General features: G+C 35.9%; 19 protein-coding genes. 14 read left to right on the top strand and 5 right to left on the bottom strand.

Annotated features, from left to right (window positions below):
* Positions 1 to 161: 161 nt before the first annotated feature.
* Together mgtE and ACKVQX_RS02420 are read left to right on the top strand one after the other, a co-directional pair.
* Positions 162 to 1,538: a magnesium transporter gene (gene mgtE / locus ACKVQX_RS02425; RefSeq protein WP_068455379.1), complete on the top strand. Its 1,377-nt coding sequence runs from the start codon at positions 162 to 164 to the stop codon at positions 1,536 to 1,538.
* Positions 1,539 to 1,675: 137 nt separating this feature from the next.
* Positions 1,676 to 1,978 (top strand): hypothetical protein, encoded by a 303-nt coding sequence (locus ACKVQX_RS02420; RefSeq protein ID WP_068455376.1) that lies wholly within the window; start codon positions 1,676 to 1,678, stop codon positions 1,976 to 1,978.
* A gap of 70 nt (positions 1,979 to 2,048) precedes the next feature.
* On the opposite strand, the gene ACKVQX_RS02415 is transcribed toward ACKVQX_RS02420, so the two are convergent.
* From ACKVQX_RS02415 to ACKVQX_RS02405, 3 genes are all read right to left on the bottom strand, one after another.
* Complete coding sequence (locus ACKVQX_RS02415; RefSeq protein WP_068455373.1) at positions 2,049 to 2,498, bottom strand: GNAT family N-acetyltransferase; 450 nt, start codon at positions 2,496 to 2,498, stop codon at positions 2,049 to 2,051.
* 3 nt (positions 2,499 to 2,501) lie between these two features.
* Positions 2,502 to 3,014 carry a 2'-5' RNA ligase family protein gene (locus ACKVQX_RS02410; protein WP_068455371.1) on the bottom strand — a complete coding sequence of 171 codons (513 nt, stop codon included), beginning with the start codon at positions 3,012 to 3,014 and terminating at the stop codon, positions 2,502 to 2,504.
* A gap of 75 nt (positions 3,015 to 3,089) precedes the next feature.
* Positions 3,090 to 3,806: an esterase family protein gene (locus tag ACKVQX_RS02405; protein WP_068455368.1), complete on the bottom strand. Its 717-nt coding sequence runs from the start codon at positions 3,804 to 3,806 to the stop codon at positions 3,090 to 3,092.
* A gap of 99 nt (positions 3,807 to 3,905) precedes the next feature.
* Between ACKVQX_RS02405 and ACKVQX_RS02400 the strand changes: the two genes are divergently transcribed.
* The 6 genes from ACKVQX_RS02400 (at position 3,906) to ACKVQX_RS02375 (ending at position 8,302) form a co-directional block, all read left to right on the top strand.
* Positions 3,906 to 4,436 (top strand): phosphatidylglycerophosphatase A, encoded by a 531-nt coding sequence (locus ACKVQX_RS02400; RefSeq protein ID WP_068455365.1) that lies wholly within the window; start codon positions 3,906 to 3,908, stop codon positions 4,434 to 4,436.
* Between the two features lie 5 nt (positions 4,437 to 4,441).
* Positions 4,442 to 5,197, top strand: a complete 756-nt coding sequence (locus ACKVQX_RS02395; RefSeq protein ID WP_068455362.1) for a thermonuclease family protein — start codon at positions 4,442 to 4,444, stop codon at positions 5,195 to 5,197.
* A 28-nt stretch (positions 5,198 to 5,225) separates the two neighbouring features.
* On the top strand, positions 5,226 to 5,807 hold the full coding sequence (locus ACKVQX_RS02390) for a histidine phosphatase family protein (RefSeq protein ID WP_068455359.1): 582 nt from the start codon (positions 5,226 to 5,228) through the stop codon (positions 5,805 to 5,807).
* Positions 5,808 to 6,106: 299 nt separating this feature from the next.
* A complete protein-coding gene (locus ACKVQX_RS02385) occupies positions 6,107 to 6,727 on the top strand; it encodes a DUF47 domain-containing protein (protein WP_141274429.1) in 621 nt (206 codons plus the stop codon).
* A gap of 15 nt (positions 6,728 to 6,742) precedes the next feature.
* Entirely contained in the window at positions 6,743 to 7,741 is a 999-nt protein-coding gene (locus tag ACKVQX_RS02380; RefSeq protein WP_068455354.1) for an inorganic phosphate transporter, read from the top strand.
* Positions 7,742 to 7,870: 129 nt separating this feature from the next.
* Positions 7,871 to 8,302, top strand: coding sequence for a hypothetical protein (locus ACKVQX_RS02375; RefSeq protein ID WP_068455351.1), 432 nt, complete (start codon positions 7,871 to 7,873; stop codon positions 8,300 to 8,302).
* 252 nt (positions 8,303 to 8,554) lie between these two features.
* Here the strand turns inward: ACKVQX_RS02375 and ACKVQX_RS02370 are convergent, their stop codons facing one another.
* Positions 8,555 to 10,723 carry a YhgE/Pip family protein gene (locus ACKVQX_RS02370; protein WP_409135983.1) on the bottom strand — a complete coding sequence of 723 codons (2,169 nt, stop codon included), beginning with the start codon at positions 10,721 to 10,723 and terminating at the stop codon, positions 8,555 to 8,557.
* Between the two features lie 110 nt (positions 10,724 to 10,833).
* Between ACKVQX_RS02370 and ACKVQX_RS02365 the strand changes: the two genes are divergently transcribed.
* Positions 10,834 to 12,225: an aldehyde dehydrogenase gene (locus ACKVQX_RS02365; RefSeq protein WP_068455345.1), complete on the top strand. Its 1,392-nt coding sequence runs from the start codon at positions 10,834 to 10,836 to the stop codon at positions 12,223 to 12,225.
* A gap of 319 nt (positions 12,226 to 12,544) precedes the next feature.
* On the opposite strand, the gene ACKVQX_RS02360 is transcribed toward ACKVQX_RS02365, so the two are convergent.
* Positions 12,545 to 14,137: a nitrogen regulation protein NR(II) gene (locus ACKVQX_RS02360; protein ID WP_082701466.1), complete on the bottom strand. Its 1,593-nt coding sequence runs from the start codon at positions 14,135 to 14,137 to the stop codon at positions 12,545 to 12,547.
* A gap of 110 nt (positions 14,138 to 14,247) precedes the next feature.
* Between ACKVQX_RS02360 and ACKVQX_RS02355 the strand changes: the two genes are divergently transcribed.
* From ACKVQX_RS02355 to ACKVQX_RS02335, 5 genes are all read left to right on the top strand, one after another.
* Entirely contained in the window at positions 14,248 to 15,312 is a 1,065-nt protein-coding gene (locus ACKVQX_RS02355; protein ID WP_068455342.1) for a M42 family metallopeptidase, read from the top strand.
* 1 nt (position 15,313) lies between these two features.
* Positions 15,314 to 16,786 (top strand): UDP-N-acetylmuramoyl-L-alanyl-D-glutamate--2,6-diaminopimelate ligase, encoded by a 1,473-nt coding sequence (locus tag ACKVQX_RS02350; RefSeq protein WP_068455339.1) that lies wholly within the window; start codon positions 15,314 to 15,316, stop codon positions 16,784 to 16,786.
* Positions 16,787 to 17,016: 230 nt separating this feature from the next.
* Positions 17,017 to 18,591 carry a peptide chain release factor 3 gene (locus tag ACKVQX_RS02345; RefSeq protein WP_068455336.1) on the top strand — a complete coding sequence of 525 codons (1,575 nt, stop codon included), beginning with the start codon at positions 17,017 to 17,019 and terminating at the stop codon, positions 18,589 to 18,591.
* A 216-nt stretch (positions 18,592 to 18,807) separates the two neighbouring features.
* The gene (locus tag ACKVQX_RS02340; protein WP_068455333.1) at positions 18,808 to 19,104 is read left to right on the top strand and encodes a helix-turn-helix transcriptional regulator; all 297 of its coding nucleotides are present in this window, start codon (positions 18,808 to 18,810) and stop codon (positions 19,102 to 19,104) included.
* A 13-nt stretch (positions 19,105 to 19,117) separates the two neighbouring features.
* The gene (locus ACKVQX_RS02335) at positions 19,118 to 20,413 is read left to right on the top strand and encodes an arsenic transporter (RefSeq protein WP_325942968.1); all 1,296 of its coding nucleotides are present in this window, start codon (positions 19,118 to 19,120) and stop codon (positions 20,411 to 20,413) included.
* The last annotated feature ends 191 nt before the right edge of the window (positions 20,414 to 20,604 follow it).

The raw sequence follows: 20,604 nt of genomic DNA, 5'->3' as shown, positions 1-20,604 counted from the left end.
TTTGAAAAAAAGGTTCACATTTTCTATTTAAAGCACTATTATTAGTAAGTGCTTTAAAAAAGGCACATTTATGAAGATTGGTTCTGATACATTTAGACTTCCTCGAAATCTAAATGAATCTTCATAAACAAATAACAAGAGCCCGAGAGGAGGGGACATGCATGATGGACGAAAAAATGGAAAAAGATGAAGTGCAATACGATGAAGAACATTTACGTGACTTGTTGCAAACAGGTGAGACAGATGCTTTTCGTGAGGAGTATTTAGCGCTGCATCCATATGATCAGGCACAGTTTTATGAGAAGGTGGGCCCAGATATACGACAGATTATCTATCAATACTTGTCCCCGAAAGAGATGTCAACGGTGTTCGAGGCTTTAGAGTTAGATGATGAAAACTACTTACCTTTCATTGATGAGATGGAAAGTACGTATGCAGCTCAGATGATTTCAGAGATGTATACGGATGACGCGGTAGACGTATTAAATGAATTAGGACAAGATCGTGTTAGCCATTTCTTAAAAATAATGGACCAAAAATCAGCGGAAGACATTCGCGATTTATTATACTACGAAGAACATACAGCAGGTTCGATTATGACGACGGAATATGTAAGTATTCCAGCGAATTCAACCGTTCGCTCTGCGATGAATATTTTGCGTAATGCAGCACCAGATGCCGAAACCATCTACTATATTTTCGTTGTGGATGATGCTAATCATTTAGTAGGCGTTATTTCTTTACGAGATTTAATTATTGCAACAGAAGATACACTCATTCACGATATTATGAATGAGCGTGTCGTAAGTGTGAATGTAACGGATGACCAAGAAGATGTTGCACAAGTAATGAAAGACTATAACTTCTTAGCAGTTCCCGTTATTAATTCACAAGGTGAAATGCTTGGAATTATTACAGTCGATGATATTATCGACGTTATCGATGAAGAGGCGAGTGAAGACTACTCAAAACTGGCCGGTGTTTCGGATATGGATACATTCGATACGAATCCATTCCAAGCGGCTAAAAAGCGTTTACCATGGCTTGTAATTTTACTATTATTAGGTATGTTAACAGCGAATTTAATTGATTTATTCACCGTTACATTAGAAAAAGTAGCTTTACTGGCTGCTTTCATTCCACTAATTGGCGGTACTTCAGGTAATAGTGGTACACAAGCATTAGCGGTAGCTGTACGCGGTATTGCGACAGGTGATGTAGAAGAAGAAAGTAAGATGAAGTTATTAGTGCGTGAAGGTTTAACAGGTGTCATTATGGGAATTGTTTGTGGGATTGTAGCCTTTTTAATCGTCTATTTATGGCAAAGTGAAGCGCTACTTGGTTTATTAGTTGCAACAGCGATTGCTTGTTCAATCTTTGTCGCAACAGTAGCAGGTTCGATTATTCCATTATTAATGCATCGTTTAAAAATTGACCCAGCAGTAGCTTCTGGTCCATTCATTACAACATTAAATGATATTACATCCATCTTAATTTATTTAGGTATTGCGACTGTATTTATCGATAGATTAATGTAATCAAAAAAGTGGAGAGTCGCAATAGCTTGCGATTCTTCACTTTTTTATATTAAAGGTTGAAAACACAGAAAATTTAATTCTTCATGTGTTAAAAATATAATAATCGGGTATTAGTTTGTAAGAAGGAGGAGATAGGTATGGGCTATATTCTACCAATTACACCGTATCAGTCTATACAATATGCGAACATTCAAAGGGCTAGTTTGTCAGAACCTTATGGACAAATTATGGCTGTAGAGATAGTTCGAAAGCAAACACGTTCTGAAAAAAGTCGTGAGCGAACTATGGATCGTATTTTTGAAGAGACGGAAAGAGAGACGGAACGTGAACAGGATGTATTACCGTTTCCGCCTATGAAACCTGTGCTTATTAAAAAACCTGAAGAAAAAACAATTGCTGAAATTACAGGGAAGGGATACATTGTGAGTACCTATGCTTAATATAAATGAATATGCGAAAAAATAAGCATGCCGTGGACACTGAAAAGTGTACATGACATGCTTATTTGTTTTATAAACGTTTTTCCATTGCGCGATATGGAATACCACCATCAATAAATTCAGGTGATGTCACATGATAGTCCATTTTCTCATAAAAAGGAACTGCATGTGTCTGTGCGAAGATTTTAATCGTTTGGATATGGACTGACTCTGGAAGTTGTGTGACGTAACCTTCTAATTTTTGCATCATACGTACACCCACTTGTTGTCTTCTGAAAGCAGGTAATACGCAAATGCGGTCGACTTTTGCGATTGATGAATCAATCAGACGGACGCGACCAGCAGCAATCGGTTGTCCTTCGTGGTAGGCAACAATGTGCTGAGATTCATCATCATATTCATCGCGTTCTAAAGGAAGAGGAATTCCCTGTTCCTTTACAAATACTTCTTGTCGAACAAAGAACGCATCTTCCAATTCTTTATCTGTATGAACCAGTGTAACGGTAATGTTTGTTACCATGAATTAGTCCTTTTGTAGACGGAATGTTTCGTACACAGTCCAAGAGCCATTTTCAAGTTGATAAAGTAAGTGAATGCGATCAATTTCTTCAGAGAAATTGATTTGTGTCATACGTAATTGTCCATAAATATCTTCTAATTCATCTGCTGTAATACCTTGTGCTAACGTAATATGAGGTACATATTGATACTGTGCAGGTCCACCGAAGTCTTCAACATGTAGTGCTTTGTTTAAATCATAAAGTGCTTCATCTGCATCTACTTTTAAATAGATGACATTATTAATCGGTTTAAACGTACCCACTTTTGGAACGGATATATGAAATGCCTTTGCATCTTTTGTTACATCAAATAAACGATTCGCTACTTCTTTTAGTCCTGCTTCATCCGTCTCTACTTCCCCGCGAAGCGTAATGTGAGGTGGAATTTGAGCGTAGTGTGAATCGTAACGCATGCGATAACCATTTGCAAAATCTTGAACTTCCTTAGAAGGAAAAGCAACAATACCATATTTCATAATAACTACCTCCATTAACATATTTATATAGTTAGTATAGCAAATGATGAAGGAAAATAGCTGAAATGCGACACACTATTTATGAAAAATTCGCATAATCGCATTTGGAAGGTCTGGTTTCCACGTTTTCCAGGTATGATTTCCTTCTAATTCGACATAATTATAATCAATTTTTCGTTGATGAAGTGCATTTTTTAATGTACGGTTTGGAGTTAAAAAGTCTTTAATCTGTCCATCTTTTGTATGTACTTCATATTCTCCTGTACCAATTGCATGATAAATATGATAATCAATACCTTCTGGAATATTTTGAACATAATGAAGCACTTCATCTGTAATCTGAGGTGAATGTAAAATGGCTTGTTGGAAAACTTCTGGGTAACGAATTAAACCAAGTAATGATACAGTTGCAGCTTGAGAGTCACCCATTAAAATATGTTCATCTGCTACATCGGATACAGCGTAATGTTCTTGTAAATAAGGTATCAATTCATGTGCTAAAAAAGTAAGGTAAGCTTCATGTTTTTTACCGCTTGGCATATATTTTTCACGTCTGTCTTCTACACTTTTATAAGGAATACCCACAACGACATGTTCATCAATATCACCATCTTCAATTTTTTCGTCTAAAATACGCGAAAGACTACCTAGTTGAAAATAATCATTGCCATCTGAAGCAATAGCTACAGGATATGACAACATTGGTGTGAAATCAGCTGGTGTATAAATTAATAACTTTAATTCCTCTTGTAAAGCGTCACTAAAAAATAATTCGGTCGTAATAGAACCCATATCCTAAAAAGCACTCCTTTAATAATTTGTAGGGAAATTGTATCATAGAAGAAGATGACTTTCATCAAGTTCAGATTAACAAGAGAGAAGGTAATAGAAATGAACCGAAAACAACCTGTTTTATCGGCAGACGTATCCATCGCTGCACGTGCAGCACTAGAACGTCGTGGTGTTACACTAATGGATATCGCAGAAATTGTATATGAGATGCAATATACATATAATGAAGGATTAACATTAGAACGCTGTGTAGAGGCAGTAGATAAAGTACTTCGAAAACGTGAAATTCAATATGCATTATTAGTAGGTATTGAATTAGATGAACTAGCTGAGAAAAAGCAATTATCACAACCACTACAACAAATTATTGAAACAGACGAAGGGTTGTTTGGTGTAGATGAAACTATCGCACTTGGCGCTGTTTTAACATATGGTAGTATTGGTGTAACAACGTATGGACATTTGGATAAACATAAAATTGGTGTTATTAAAAAATTAGATACAAAAGCAGGAGAAGGCGTGCATACATTTTTAGATGATTTAGTTGGTGCCATTGCAGCAGCTGCTTCATCTCGTTTAGCGCATCGTATTCGCGATGAAGAAGAAGCCGCTCTTCTTATTATGGAGTAACGTTCGTGTTGTTCATTGTGATTAGTATTATTATTCTACTCATGATTGTTGTGGTGTATATGCGTAAGCTAGCACCACAGCAAGAACAATACATCATTGGTGAAAAAGTAGAAGTCGTTAGCGTGATGGATGGCGATACAATGAAAGTGCGTTATAACGGACAAATAAAAAAAGTGCGTTTTTTATTAATTGATACACCAGAAATGTACCACAAGCGTATTGGAGAGCAGCCTTTTGCAAGAGAAGCACAACAGTTAAGTCGTATACTCATACAAAATGCACAAGTTGTCTCTATTATGTTTGATCGGAATGAAGAGAGAGAAGATCGCTATGGTCGTTTACTTGCATATGTCTATGCGGATGGACAGTCCATACAAGAATTATTACTTCGTTCAGGTTATGCTAGAGTGGGGTATGTTTATACCAAACAAGCACAATATGTCGATGAATTTTATGCCTTTCAAGAAGAAGCAAAACAGGCGAAAAGGGGAATTTGGCGATATGCAGGTTATGTAACAAAGAAGGGATTTCATGCAGAGGCGATTCCGCATTGGCAACCTGGGAAACAGGTAGAATCCGTTCAATTAGTAACAGAACCTAATTTATTAGCACATCAGATTAAAGGAAATATTAATCCGAAGGGCGAAAAGAGATATTATAAGCCAGGCGATCCAAATTATGATCAGGTGAACCCTGAACAATTATTTATGTCTGAAGAAGAGGCGAAGGCGGCAGGGTTTATTCGCGTTTTTCGTCCTTAATCAAGGGAATGGACAAAGGGGTGAAAGAATGACGAAAATTTATATTGCAAGACATGGTGAGACAGATTGGAATCGAGCTGGAAAATTACAAGGTGCAACCGATGTACCTTTAAATGAAGAGGGGCGTAAACAAGCAGTAGCATGCGGTAAGTTTTTTGAAGACATTGCCATTCAAGCAATTTTTACAAGCCCACTACAACGTGCAAGTGAAACAGCGAAAATCATTAATGAACAATTACATCTTCCATTAATCCAAATTGATGCTTTTCGTGAGCGAACATTTGGAGCGGCAGAAGGGATGACTTATGAAGAACGCTCTAAAGTGTACCCGCGAAAAAATTATCCGAATCAAGAAAGTTTTAAAGCGTTTCGAAAAAGATTAGTACGTGGATTACAAGAAATTTATGAAGCTTATCCAGATGAAGATGTCGCATTAATTGCACATGGTGCAGTCATTCATACATTATTTCAAATTGTTCAAAATGCGGATTTCTTTCCACAACATGCGCGTTTATCGAATGGTGGCGTAAGTACGATTTATTCAAAAGGTGGCGAATGGTGGTTAGAAGCTTATAATGATACACATCATTTACCTGAAAATACTATATAGTTATAAAGAGTTCAAATGTTCTTGAAATATAATATTTGAACTCTTTTTTAACGATATAAAGCCAATCTTTAATGTAAATTATGAATATTTTGTAAATTTTAAAATTGATAAAATCATGTACTTAAAAAGAAAAAATGCTATTTTAATAGAAAAAAATCATTTTTGTGAACGCTTTTGTTACAGTAATGTAAATATTCCATTAAGTAATGTAAATTTCAGCGTTTTTTATCTAAAAAATTGTTAATATGATGGAGAAATACAAGCAAGACTAAACACATATATGTTTTCAGGAGGAATTTATGTTTAATCGTAAAAAAGATGATCCGTTTTTCAATATTTTGTTAAAGATTGCTGAGAATGTGCAAGTAGCCATGCACTATGCAAATGATTTCCGAATCAACTCGTTAGAAGATTTAGCTGAAATCAGCGTACAAATGAAAAAATATGAAACAGACGGAGATAAATTAATTCACGAATTAATCGTTATGTTAAATAAATCGTTCATGACACCTATTGAACGTGAAGATATTTTAGCTCTAGCTAATAGTATGGATGATGTGTTAGATGGAATGGAAGAATGTATCGCACACTTTGATATGTTCTCGTTAGTAGACATTGACGATTCAATGAATACATTCATGAGTTATATTATGTTATCATCTGATGAAATCGTAAAAGCAATGCAAAAACTACAAATGAAAAAATTAGTAGATATGCGTGAAAATGCGATTCTAATTAAAGATTACGAAAGCAAATGTGATGATGTACTACGTGTATCAATCAAACAACTATTCTTACACGAACAAGATCCAATTCGAATTATTATGTTCAAAGATATTTACGAACAATTAGAAGATATCGCGGATGATTGCCAAAACGTTGCAAACACGATGGAAACAATCATTATGCGAAATGCATAGGTAGGACGGTAAACTATGGATACAATTGTTATTTTAACCATACTCGTTGTCATCTTTGCATTAGCATTTGATTTTATTAATGGTTTCCATGATACAGCGAATGCGATTGCGACATCTGTCTCGACGCGTGCTTTAAAACCAAAAACAGCTGTATTAATGGCTGCAATTATGAACTTTGTTGGTGCGATTACTTTCGTAGGGGTAGCCAAAGCGATTACCAAAGATATTGTCGATCCATTTACTTTAGGGAATGGTACACTTGTTATTTTAGCAGCGCTTATCTCAGCGATTGCTTGGAACTTAATTACATGGTACTTCGGTATCCCATCAAGTTCTTCACATGCAATTATCGGTTCGATTGCAGGGGCAGCAGTTGCAGCTGGTGGTTGGGCAATTTTAAACTATGAAGGATTTATTAAAATCCTTCAAGCATTAATTCTATCCCCATTCATTGCAATTACAGTCGGTTTCCTTGTGATGAGTCTATTTAAAATTTTGTTTAAAAACTTTAATCTATATAAAACAAATAAAGGCTTCCGTTCTGTTCAAATTGGTACAGCGGCTTTACAAGCATTCACACATGGTACGAATGATGCGCAAAAAGCAATGGGTATTATCACAATGGCTTTAATTGCAGCTGGTTGGCAAACAACAGATGAAGTACAAGGTTGGGTTCGTTTTGCCTGTGCTTTAGCAATGGGTCTAGGTACATCAATTGGTGGTTATAAAATTATTAAAACAGTTGGTGGTAAGATCATGAAAATTCGTCCAGTAAATGGTGTAGCAGCTGACTTATCTTCTGCTTCAATCATCTTTGGTGCGACATTAATTCACTTACCAGTATCAACAACACATGTTATTTCTTCTGCAATCATGGGTGTTGGTGCAGCGCAACGTGTAAAAGGTGTTAAATGGGGTGTAGCACGTAAAATTGTTTTAACGTGGATTATTACGTTACCAATTTCAGCACTATTTGCAGGCGTAGTTTATTTTATATTAGACATGTTCTTCTAAATTTATATGATATGAGGCTAGGAATTTTCCTAAGCCTCTTTTTTTATTTTAGACATCTGATTGACACATTCACGTTATAAAGTATGAATTGTACAGGTCATGTACAATGTATAAAGAAAGGGGTTCGTTATGTCCATTTTACTTGATTCGATTCAATCGAATGCATTTTTAAGTCAGTTGTTACAAACGTCATCTACGTCAACTGCTGATTCAACATCGTTTTCTGTTTCAACAGAAGGAACTACAGACTTTGCTGAGTTGTTATTAAAGCAATTAAGTAGCGTGACAACTTCTAATGATTCAAGTGCCCTCCAACAACAACTTGTCCAATTAGAAGAACAACTTGGTCAAACAACACAAACACAAAGTACAACAACAAATGCAACAAAAGAATTGATTCAGTTAATGACAGCTACAGCACAACTTGCGATGATACAGACGCTTGCATCGCAAACAGATTCATCTTCTTCGTCCAAAGAAGATGAGGCAGTTGAAAATACTGCACAGTCTAATCCAGTAGCCACTCAGTCGGCTGCTCTAAACCAAACATCGCTTTTTTAATTCATTTTAGATTTCTCCCAATCTAAATAAAAAAACGAATTGTACATTCAATTGTACAGTTCGTTTTTTCATGTAGACAAAATAAAAAGAGCGGGGGCTCATCAAACTTTCCCCGCTCATCTTGAAGTCTTTTTCCAGCAATCCGTGCTGTTATGAAAAAGACTTTTGTTATTCTACAAGAGAATAACGATAGGTTTGGCACCTAGTAATTCATTATACGTGTTTTTAATAAATTGTCTAGCATTCATTTTGCTAATGGAATAAACCAGATTCTTTTGACTTTTTGAGTAGATGTGCAGTTCCACGATTAACAGGATTTTTGAACAGAGCACCAATGATTAAGAATGCAACTGCAATCCCAATAAGAACAGTCATATCTAATGCGACCTTTGACCAAATAATACCTGCCACAGCTTCACGTACCATTTCAATTGCATAGGTGAAAGGAAGGAAAGGATTAATGATTTGGAAGAATTTTGGTAGTAATACAACTGGATATGTTCCGCCAGCACCTGCTAATTGTAGAACGAGTAATACAATGGAAAGTGCCTTTCCGACATTATTAAATAGTGATACAAGTGTATAAACAATTGTCATGAATACCATACTAATGAATACACAGAACAAGATAAAGAATAATGGTGAAACAGGTTGAACACCGATAATTAAAATTGTACCGCTCGACATAACGAGCGCTTGACAAATACCAATCACCCAGAAAATTAATAATTTACCGAAGTAAATCTCGCTATATTTATAGTTTTCTGGTTTTTTTACATTGACACTTAGGAGGGACATGAGTAAGAGTCCACCTACCCAAAGTGAAAGAACACCGTAGAATGGCGTCATACCAGTTCCATAATTCTTAACAGGGAATACAGCATTTTCTTTTAATTGAATTGGTTCTTCAAAGAAAGATTTTTCTTTATTTGGATTGTTTAATAGTAGTTTAATTAATTTATTTATATCCACTTTGTCATCGAACTGACGAAGCTTCCCTGCGAGTTCATCCACTTTCGATTTTAAAAATGGATATTTTCCAAGTGCATCGTTTAAAGCAGTCTGTCCAGTATTAACATAACCACTTGTTTCATCTAAAACAGATTGTGCTTTTGGTAATGATACTTGTAATTCTGTCAACATACTTTGTGCTTGTGTTAATGTTTGCTTTGCATTTGCAAGTTCTTTTTTGATATCCGGAGAAATCGTATTTTGATAAGAACGAATAAATTGATTCATTTCGGAAGTAATACGTTGTGCTAAAGCATCTAATTCTTTTTGAGCAGTTTGAATGTTATTTTTAGCTGTGCTTACATCTGCATCAAGTGTACGAATATTACGTTGTGTACTTTGTAAACTTGCTTTTGTCGCGCGAATGTCCTTAATAGCAGGTGTTAAAGTAGCATTTGCTTCGTTTAACTTGTTCGCTTGGTTGAATCGTTTGATGGTCAAAAGTGCGCTCTCGATTGAAGTTAACCGATTAATGGATTGTGTTGTTTGTTCCATAATTGCATTTTGCTTTTGGACAAGTCCAGATGTATCAATAGACCTTTGTTCAATCGTCTTTCGAATATTACGTATTTCTTGCATGGCGCTTTGTAATGTTTTTAAATCCTGTTCAATACGAGGCTCTAAAGTATCCATCGCTTTTTGTGCAGTTGTTACATATGTCATGGCCGTAGTAACTGTATTTAAGCCCTCAGTTGTTGTTTGTGCAGCCTCAGGTATTTTCGCTTTGGCTTCTTTTAACATTTGATCAGCAGTATTGGCAGTCTTTTTAGCACCTAATAATTCTTTATGAATACCTGGTAAGTCTTTTTCAAGTTGAAAAATGAATTTTTCAAAGTTTTGAATATCAGGTAAGTTTTTTTGAATGTCAATTCCTAATTTGTTATAAAGTTCGAAAATAGTCCCATTAACTGTTCCAACGAATTTGCTACTCATGGTCGTAACAAGCATAGAAGCTCCACGATCTGTAATTTTAGGTGCGATGGAATTAATTTTTTCATTCACATAGTACTCCATTTGAGCTTTTTGAGGAGAGTCATTTGTGATGGTACTTAACTTTTTCGAAAAGTCTTTAGGAACGACGATAACAGCAAATAAATCCCCATTTCTTAATTCGTCCATAGCCTTATCTTTATTTAAAAATTGCCAATCCATTTCTTTATTTTTCTTTAGGTTGGCTACAAGGTCATCCCCTGCTCTGACAGATTGATTCTCAATCTTGCCTCCTTCATCCTCATTGACAATACCTACAGGGATATTCTTAGTATTGCCATAAGGGTCCCAGGATGCAGCAATGTTTAACCATGCATATAGCGATGGAAGAACGATTAAACCGACAATAATAGCGGCTGAAACCCAATTAGTTAGTAAGTGGTGCATATCATTTTTAAAGATTCCCCAAATTTTTTTCATACGAATCCCCCTTTGTAAAAATTTACCCAAATTCGTGAACATTGAAGCAGTAACTTATACAATGATATACTAAAACCACATATTTTAGGAAATTAAAGGAGGAAATGAGAATGACCAATGTAACAGCAGAAGAAATCCATCAAATCATTCAAAAGCAAAATACTTATTATAGTTCAGGAGAAACTAGAACGCTGGCTTTTCGAAAACAGCAATTAAAGGCATTAAAAGCGAGTATTTCAAAATACGAAAAAGAAATCAAACAAGCGTTGTATAAGGATTTACGTAAGAGTGAATTTGAAGCTTTTACAACAGAGATTGGCATTATTTATTCGAGTATTAGTCATGCTTTGAAGTATTTAGAAGAATGGATGCATCCAGTTAGTGTTCCAACACCTGTTCAATTTCAGCCAGGTAAAAGTATGATTGTTCATGATCCATATGGTGTTACATTAATTATTGGTCCATTCAACTATCCGTTCCAACTTGTAATGGAACCACTAATTGGTGCAATCATTGGTGGGAATACAGCTGTTGTGAAGCCATCGGAATCAGCAGTAGAGACATGTAAGATTATTCGCACGATTTTAGAAGAAACATTTAGACCAGAATATATCGCGGTTGTAGAAGGGGAAAAAGAGGAGACGAATGCACTGATTCATGCACCGTTTGATTTTATCTTCTTTACAGGAAGTGTAGCTGTTGGGAAAATTGTAGCGAAGGCAGCTGCGAATCGTTTAACACCACATGTTCTTGAACTTGGCGGTAAGAGCCCTGTAATTGTTGATCAAACAGCAAATTTAGAAGTGGCAGCAAAACGTGTCGTATGGGGTAAATTCGTCAATGCAGGTCAGACATGTATCGCACCAGATTATGTTTTTGTTCATGAGTCCGTAAAAGCGCCTTTCATTCGTCAAATTAAAAAAGTATTAAGTAAATTTTATGGTTCAAATCCACAACAAAGTAAAGATTTTGGTCGTATTATTAATACACGTCAGTTTGACCGATTAAATGGTTTATTACAACAACATCGTAGTGACATTTTATTCGGCGGTGAAACAGATCGCGAAGATTTATATATGGCACCAACAATTTTACAAGATATCACATGGGATTCTCCAATTATGCAAGACGAAATTTTCGGCCCGATTTTGCCAATTCTTGTTTATACAGATTTAACACATCTCATACATCAAATTAATCGTCGACCTAAACCATTAGCTGCTTATTTCTTCTCTGAAACTGAAAAAGCGATTCAATATTTCTTAGATGAATTAGCATTTGGTGGTGGCTGTATTAATGAAACCATTATGCACGTTGCATCGTGGCACCTTCCGTTCGGTGGTGTTGGCGAATCAGGTGTTGGGAATTATCATGGTAAGGCTAGTTTTGAAGCATTTACCCATCAAAAATCAGTACTAAAACGTTCATCTAAATTAGCAAATAACTTGTTGTATCCACCATATAAACAAAAAGCAACACTCGTAAAAACTATTTTAAGATAAAAAATCGAGCCTGGGACAGAACAAAATAATATGTTTCAAATACGAATAATCAAATCAATTGAACGCGTAGAAAACGACTCCTGCGAGAATAGCGTGAGCTAAAAACCCCACAGGAATGAAGTGACGAGGAGTTTGAAGCCGTGCCCGAACGCTACGTAATGTAGTGGGGCAGGGTTTGCAACAGGACGTTGCGTTCTTTTCTTACCTACCTCTATTCATTTTTCGAAGCGAAAATTGATCTGAATGAACAAATCCCGTATGATTTTTCGAATCATACGGGATTTGTTATGTTGAAAATACTTTTGTCTCAGGCTCTTTTTTATACTTCGTTTTGTTGTGCGAGCGGTAATGTAATCGTAATGGTCGTTCCGAAATCTGGTTCACTGGTTACATGAATCTTTCCCTTATGTTCTTGAATAATATCATAAGTTACCATCATGCCAATACCATTCCCTTGATCTTTTGTTGTAAAGAAGGGTTCGAACATTTTTTCAACGGTTTCTTTGGACATACCACAACCGCTATCAGAGATGACAAGTTGTACAGATTGTTCTTCAATGATGCTGCTTGAAACGATTATATTCCCATTTGTACCAATAGCCTCTAAAGCATTTTTAAAAATATTAATAAATACTTGACGCAATTTATTTGGATAGCCATGGATAACAGCAGGTTGATCGTTCAAGTGAGATTCTAAATCAATTTCATTAGCATGCATATTTGGTTTAAAGAATAATAGCATAGCTCTTAAAATTTCTTGTACGTCAAAAACTTCTTTTTCAGTATCTGTTTTTTCACGAGCTAAAATTAAGAATTCATTAATGATTAAATCAATTCGCTTAATTTCTTCGTCAATTAAGCCATAAAAGTAGGCATGTGGAGAATCTTTATCTTGTTGCATCATCTGCGTAAAGCCTGAAATAACCGTTAATGGATTTCTGATTTCATGTGCTACAGTTGCAGCCATGCCTTGAGCAAAATCGAGCTTTTCAGATTGTACGAGCAATCTCTCAGCTTCTTTACGATAAGAAATATCACGCGTAATAACAGATGTAGCGATAATTTCACCATCATGGTTGAAAATCGGAGATAATGTCACTTCCGCATCAAATAATGTACCATCTCGACGCATATCAACAGTTTCGAGTAAATCAAAACTTTCACCATTCAGCATGCGTGCCATTCGATCGCGTGATTCTTCAAATTGTCCTGTTGGTACCATTGGCAGTTGTTTACCAATACACTCATTCATATCCCAACCGTATAACTTTTCAAAAGCAGGATTAACTGCAATAACGTCATTATTCAAATCAAATACAGCCATACTATCTTTTGCATTTTCAAAAAATAGTTTTAAATACCCTTCTTTTGATAAGAATTCCTGTTCTATTTGATCGTTTTTTGTTTCGATATTTCGGTAAGAAATACTAAAATAGTACCCTTGAATAAGGCTTGTCGCACATAAAAATGCGAGTATAATCAATAATACAACTAAATTCGTTTGTCCGAATGTTTCCATTAGTGTTGGATATTGTGCATATATCAACCAACCTATTTCAGCTGCAAAGACGACCATAATCGCCGCATTCAAGTAGGCTGATTGATAAATTGAGACAATAAAAAGTCCTAAAACTGGTAGAATACATGAGTAAATATTTTGAGATTCATAAATTGTATGTACGAGTAGAACATTAATTGTCATAACAATAAAGCCGCAAACGACTAAATCGTTCACGCGAAGTTGATAAAGTAAATACGCTGTGGCGCAAAGCATGAGAGAGAGCCAGGGAAAGCTATGAAGCCCCTTAGCAAATCCAGTTGCCATTAGAACCGTATATAGAAAAATACTTGTCATAATAATAAATAACACAATTTTATTCCGTTTACGTAAACTAGAAGTAGTGTGCTTCATATGAAAAAACACCTCGAATCGATTAATACATCTATCATACAGTATTTGACGGTGTCGGAAAATGTCATATTCTGATATTATGGAATAAATATAAGAGGGGGCTTTCTAAATTGAGTATTTTTAATGAGACTGAAACAATTGCTTTACTAGAAAAACTAACGAACACACCGAGCCCTACTGGGTACACGAAAAAAATCATGCAAGTGATGGCGACAATTTTCGACGAAATCGGTGTTCCTTATACACGAACGAATAAAGGCGCATTAATTGTGACACTGAAAGGTGAGAACGATGAACGTCATCGTTTATTAACAGCACATACAGATACACTAGGTGCTATGGTAAAAGAAGTGAAGTCTTCAGGTCGCTTATCTTTATCGATGATTGGCGGATTTAATTGGAATGCAGTAGAAGGTGAGTATTGTACAATTCATACAGCGTCTGGCGAAGAAATTCGTGGAACGATTTTAATGCACGAAACATCTGTACACGTATATCGCGGTGCAAGTAGTTTACCACGCGATGAAAAACATATCGAAGTACGTGTAGATGCTAGAGTGAAAAATGCAGACGATACGCGCGCACTTGGAATTGAAGTAGGTGACTTTGTCTCATTCGACAATCGTTTTGAACAAACAGATACAGGCTTCATTAAAACACGTCATTTAGATGATAAAGCGAGTACGACATTATTAATTGAACTGGTAAAGTATGTACATCAAAAACAAATCACATTACCTTATACAACACATATTTATATTTCAAATAATGAAGAAATTGGTTATGGTGGTAATTCAAATATTCCAGAAAAAACAGTCGAGTACATTGCAGTTGATATGGGGGCAATTGGTGACGGGCAACAAACAGATGAATACACAGTATCCATCTGCGCAAAAGACTCGAGTGGCCCTTATCACTATGAATTAACACAACAACTTGTGCGACTTGCAAAAGCAAATCAAATTGATTATAAGCTAGACATTTACCCTTATTATGGATCAGATGCCTCGGCTGCGATTAAAGCAGGGGCAGATGTTCGTCATGCTTTATTCGGTGCAGGTATTGAATCTTCTCATGCCTATGAGCGAACGCATATGGATTCTTTACGTCATACAGCAGATTTACTTTATGCATATGTGATGTCGCCAATGGTAGATGAAGAGGAGGAAGCATAATATGCAAGCAACACAATTATTACAATGTTTACCGATTAAAAAAATTATCGGAACATTACCAGAAAATATTAAAGATATTGCCATCGATTCACGCAATGTACAAGATAAAACCATTTTTATCTGTATTAAAGGTTATACAGTCGATGCACATGATTTTGCACAACAAGCAGTGGATCAAGGTGCAACAATTGTTGTAGTCGATCATGTACTTGATTTAACAGGGGATGTCGCACAAGTCGTTGTAGAAGACACAAGTCGCGCACTTGGTTTACTCGCAGCAAAATTCTTCGATTATCCTTCAAAAGATTTAACGATGTTTGGTGTAACAGGTACAAATGGTAAAACGTCTGTTGCGACAATGATTCAAAATGTTTTACAAGGACTAGGTGTACGTTCAGCACTATCTGGCACAATCGGTTTTAACTTGAATGGTGTTATGTACGATTCAGCGAATACAACAAGTGATGCATTGACAACACAACAAATGATTTTCCGTGCTAAAGCAGAAGGTTGTCGTGGCATGATTATGGAAGTATCTTCACATGGACTTGTATTAGGTCGTTTAGCAGGCGTTGAATTCGACGTTGCAATCTTTACAAATTTAACGCATGATCATTTAGATTTCCACGGTACAATGGAAAACTACGGTAACGCCAAAGGAATGTTATTCTCTCAACTTGGACAAGACCTTGAAAAAGATAAACATGCCGTATTAAATTCAGATGATCCATGGTCTAAAACATATGCTGGGTTAACACCTTATCCAATCTGGACATATGCGATTCATGATGACAACGCTGTATTCCAAGGATTAAATATTAAATACCATGATGAACATACAGAGTTCGATATGAAAACACCAGAAGGTACAAAACACGTCGAATTAAAGTTACTTGGTGAATTCAATGTTTACAATATGTTAGCCGCAACAGCAGCTCTTTATTGTAAAGGTTACGCATTAGATGATATTATTCAACAATTTGAACATATGATGCCGATTAAAGGACGCATGCAAAAAATTGAGACAGGCAAACTACCAATTTCAATTTTTGTCGATTATGCACATACGCCAGATGCAATTGAAAAAGCGATTACAGCAGCTATGCCATACAAAGAGAAAAAATTAATTTTTGTCATCGGTACAGGCGGTAATCGTGATAAATCAAAACGTCCAGACATGGCACGCATGGCTTCAATGGCTGATTACGTTATTTTAACAACGGATGATCCACGCTATGAAGCATATGATTCAATTGTAGGTGATTTAGAAAAAGGTATGACACATGATAACTATGCATGTATTGGTGACCGCGCAGAAGCAGTTCGCCATGCAGTAGAAATTGCGGAACCAGGTGATTTAATTTTATTCGCTGGTAAAGGTCATGAAGATTATCAAATTATTGAAGATACAAAGTATCCACATAGCGATGCAGAAATTGCGCTGATTGCAGCAAAAGAAAAATTCGGTATGTAAGATTCAAAAGAAGTTGTGGTTGAAATAAGCCACAACTTCTTTTTTAATTCGATGTGCTTTTACTTTAGGGGTTTTTCTCATATGATAATTTTGATATAATCGTAAGGTTAGAAACGTAAATAATGAACGAATCATATACAAACTCATAGGTAAGGAACGGTGATACCCGATGTAGACAAACCTTCAACCAACCATTTATGAAAATATATGATAGTAGAAGGAGCAAAATAATGAGCACAACATTAGAACAAGAAATTTTATCACGTCGTACCTTTGCGATTATCTCTCACCCCGATGCTGGTAAAACAACAATTACAGAAAAACTTTTATACTTTGGTGGCGCGATTCGTGATGCTGGTACTGTAAAAGGTAAAAAATCAGGTAAATTCGCAACATCTGACTGGATGGAAATCGAAAAACAACGTGGTATTTCGGTTACATCATCTGTTATGCAATTTGATTATGCAGATTGCCGTATCAACATCTTAGATACACCTGGACACCAAGATTTCTCAGAAGATACGTATCGTACATTAATGGCTGTAGATAGTGCGGTCATGGTTGTCGATGCAGCAAAAGGGATTGAGGAACAAACGAAGAAGTTATTCCAAGTATGTCGTATGCGTGGTATTCCAATCTTCACATTCATTAATAAATTAGACCGTCAAGGTAAAGAACCACTAGAATTAATGGAAGAATTAGAAGAAGTATTAGGCATTCAAACATATGCGATGAATTGGCCAATCGGTATGGGGAAAGAATTCTTAGGGATTTATGACCGCTACAATAATCGTATTGAACAATTCCGTACGGAAGAAGAAGATCGCTTCATTCCTTTAAATGCAGAAGGTGGAATAGATGTTGAGAACGATATGACAAAAACATCTTACTACACACAAGCTTTAGACGATATTCTATTATTAGATGAAGCTGGTAATGACTTCTCTGAAGAAGCGATTGCAAAAGGTCAATTAACACCTGTATTCTTCGGTTCAGCTTTAACAAACTTCGGAGTGCAAACATTCCTTGAAACGTACTTAAAGTTTGCGCCAGGTCCACAACCACGTTTGACAGAACAAGAAACAATTGTAGAACCAACAGATGAAGAATTCTCAGGATTCGTATTCAAAATCCAAGCCAATATGAACCCAGCTCACCGCGACCGTATTGCATTCGTTCGTATCGTATCAGGTAAATTTACGCGTGGTATGAACGTAATGATGACACGTACAGCAAAATCATTCAAAGTGACACAGGCGACAACGTTCTTAGCAGACGACCGTGAAACAGCGGATGAAGCTGTAGCGGGTGATATTATCGGTTTATATGATACAGGTAACTACCAAATTGGGGATACAATTGTCGGCGGCAAAAAGAAATTCCAGTTTGAAAAACTACCACAATTCACACCTGAATTATTCGTACGTGTAACAGCGAAAAACGTTATGAAGCAAAAGCACTTCCATAAAGGTATTGAGCAATTAGTACAAGAAGGTGCGATTCAATACTACAAAACATTACACACAGAAGATACAATTCTTGGTGCAGTTGGTCAATTACAATTTGAAGTATTTGAAAATCGTATGAAGAATGAGTATAACGTAGATGTGGTTATGCAACCAATCGGTTCGAAAATTGCCCGTTGGATTGAAAATGAAGAAGACGTAAAAGACTCAATGACAGGTCCACGTAGTATGCTTGTAAATGATCGTTTTGGTAATAAGGTATTCTTATTCGAAAATGAATTTGCAATGCGTTGGTTCAATGATAAATATCCAGAAATTCGTTTATATAGCTTACTATAAGATGAAACAGGCTGGGACAAAACAAGTCACCTCCCTTTTTTAGCGTTCGCAACGAAAAACTGGAATCGCGCTATAGCGCGGTTCCAGTTTTTCTTATGCTCATGTGGGATGTGTTTTTTTGCACTTATGTCCCAACCTGTTTTTTGATTGAATCTCTTTTAAAAAGTAGATTTTTCATATAATATATAAGTTGATGCTTATATAAGGAGGGGTTAGATGAATCAAGACCAACTCATTCAACAGCTAAAGGCAGTAAGCGATGCCAATCGTTTAAAATTACTCGCCGCTTTAAAAAATGGAGAATGTTGTGTTTGTGATTTTGTACCATTACTACAAATTTCACAACCTGCTGTCAGTCAGCAATTGAAAAAACTAAAAGACGCATCTATTATTCAAGAGCGAAAAGAAGGAGCATGGCGCTACTATCGTTTAGTAGATTCATTATCACCTGTCATACAAGCTGTACTAGATGAATTAGAACCTATTACGATTCCATCATCGTGTTCAAAATAGGTAGGAGGAAATTATGTTTGATTTTTGGATTGCTTTACTATTATTTATCGTGACATTATTTTTTGTCATTGTTCAACCACGTAATATAGGGATTGGCTGGTCAGCTTGTGCCGGTGCAGCAATTGCTTTTTTATTAGGCATTGTGAATATGGAGGACTTTAAGTCGGTTGTCGGTATTACGTGGAATGCAACACTTGCATTTATCGGTATTATTATGATTTCAATCATTCTTGACGAAATCGGTGTTTTTGAATGGTCAGCGCGTCATATGGCAAAGCTGGCTCGTGGTCATGGTATTCGCATGTATATCTACATTTGTTTACTTGGTGCAGTTGTTGCCGCATTTTTTGCGAATGACGGAGCAGCTCTTATTTTGACACCAATCGTTTTAGCGATGGTGCGTAATTTGAATTTTAAAGAAAAAATGATTTTCCCGTTTATTATCGCAAGTGGTTTTATTGCAGATATGACGTCATTACCCTTTGTTATTAGTAACTTAGTAAACATTGTTGCCGCAGATTATTTTTCAATTGGTTTTGCAGAATATGCACTTCATATGATTATTCCGAACCTTTTTTCACTACTTGCAACAATCATCATTTTACTATGGTATTTTAAAAAGGCGATTCCGCGTACATATGATGCAACGCAAATTTCAGAACCAAAAGATGCGATTCGTCATCAATCCCTTTTTAAACAATCATGGTGGATGTCACTATTATTATTAATTGGTTACTTCTCGAGTGAATGGACAGGTATTCCTGTGTCATTTATTGTTTTAGCAGTTGCATTCATTATGTTGGTTCAAATGAAGATGTATCGATTCTCAAGTCCAACAAAAGTAATTAAAATGGCTCCTTGGAATATTGTATTCTTTTCGATTGGAATGTATTTAGTCGTGTATGGACTAGGGAGCGCAGGAATGACACATGGCGTTGCAATATGGATTCAGTGGTTAGCAGATCAAGGATTATTCGTCGCAACAATTGGTATGGGATTCTTATCGGCTATTTTATCAGCAATTATGAATAATTTACCAACTGTTATGATTCAGTCATTAGCAATTCAAGAAGTGAATACGACAACTGTTATTCGAGATACACTCATTTATGCGAATGTAATTGGCTCAGACTTAGGCCCAAAAATGACACCAATCGGTTCACTTGCAACATTGGTTTGGCTTCATGTTTTGTCACTTAAAGGGATTCAAATCTCTTGGATTCGTTACATAAAGATTGGGTTTATTTGTACAATCCCAATTCTACTTGTAACATTACTGGGACTGTATATTACAATGAAATTATTTTAAAAATCATCCTTTTCAAGGGTGGTTTTTTTGTTTTATTTTTAATACATAAAAAGGAAAAGTATTACCGTATAATTGAAGAAAATAGTGATAAAATACTTAATAAACGAAAAAAAATTTCAAAATGAACTGAAAAAATACACTTTTCAACCGATGTATGTTTCGTAGGGGATTATTAACATATTAATAAAAAT

It is taken from the genome of Kurthia sp. ISK08 (assembly GCF_046159805.1).
Classification (GTDB): Bacteria; Bacillota; Bacilli; order Bacillales_A; family Planococcaceae; genus Kurthia; species Kurthia gibsonii.
Note: the sequence above shows the minus strand (reverse complement) of the source record. Positions and strands in the feature narration are given on the sequence as shown.

What these genes read in the sequence shown, in the direction of transcription:
- ACKVQX_RS02420 (WP_068455376.1), top strand. Translation starts at nt 1,676, where the DNA reads ATGGGCTATATTCTACCAATTACACCGTATCAGTCTATACAATATGCG.
- ACKVQX_RS02405 (WP_068455368.1), bottom strand. Translation starts at nt 3,806, where the DNA reads ATGGGTTCTATTACGACCGAATTATTTTTTAGTGACGCTTTACAAGAG.
- ACKVQX_RS02410 (WP_068455371.1), bottom strand. Translation starts at nt 3,014, where the DNA reads ATGAAATATGGTATTGTTGCTTTTCCTTCTAAGGAAGTTCAAGATTTT.
- ACKVQX_RS02370 (WP_409135983.1), bottom strand. Translation starts at nt 10,723, where the DNA reads ATGAAAAAAATTTGGGGAATCTTTAAAAATGATATGCACCACTTACTA.
- ACKVQX_RS02345 (WP_068455336.1), top strand. Translation starts at nt 17,017, where the DNA reads ATGAGCACAACATTAGAACAAGAAATTTTATCACGTCGTACCTTTGCG.
- ACKVQX_RS02415 (WP_068455373.1), bottom strand. Translation starts at nt 2,498, where the DNA reads ATGGTAACAAACATTACCGTTACACTGGTTCATACAGATAAAGAATTG.
- ACKVQX_RS02335 (WP_325942968.1), top strand. Translation starts at nt 19,118, where the DNA reads ATGTTTGATTTTTGGATTGCTTTACTATTATTTATCGTGACATTATTT.
- ACKVQX_RS02360 (WP_082701466.1), bottom strand. Translation starts at nt 14,137, where the DNA reads ATGAAGCACACTACTTCTAGTTTACGTAAACGGAATAAAATTGTGTTA.
- ACKVQX_RS02365 (WP_068455345.1), top strand. Translation starts at nt 10,834, where the DNA reads ATGACCAATGTAACAGCAGAAGAAATCCATCAAATCATTCAAAAGCAA.
- ACKVQX_RS02400 (WP_068455365.1), top strand. Translation starts at nt 3,906, where the DNA reads ATGAACCGAAAACAACCTGTTTTATCGGCAGACGTATCCATCGCTGCA.
- mgtE (WP_068455379.1), top strand. Translation starts at nt 162, where the DNA reads ATGATGGACGAAAAAATGGAAAAAGATGAAGTGCAATACGATGAAGAA.
- ACKVQX_RS02340 (WP_068455333.1), top strand. Translation starts at nt 18,808, where the DNA reads ATGAATCAAGACCAACTCATTCAACAGCTAAAGGCAGTAAGCGATGCC.
- ACKVQX_RS02380 (WP_068455354.1), top strand. Translation starts at nt 6,743, where the DNA reads ATGGATACAATTGTTATTTTAACCATACTCGTTGTCATCTTTGCATTA.
- ACKVQX_RS02375 (WP_068455351.1), top strand. Translation starts at nt 7,871, where the DNA reads ATGTCCATTTTACTTGATTCGATTCAATCGAATGCATTTTTAAGTCAG.
- ACKVQX_RS02385 (WP_141274429.1), top strand. Translation starts at nt 6,107, where the DNA reads ATGTTTAATCGTAAAAAAGATGATCCGTTTTTCAATATTTTGTTAAAG.
- ACKVQX_RS02390 (WP_068455359.1), top strand. Translation starts at nt 5,226, where the DNA reads ATGACGAAAATTTATATTGCAAGACATGGTGAGACAGATTGGAATCGA.
- ACKVQX_RS02350 (WP_068455339.1), top strand. Translation starts at nt 15,314, where the DNA reads ATGCAAGCAACACAATTATTACAATGTTTACCGATTAAAAAAATTATC.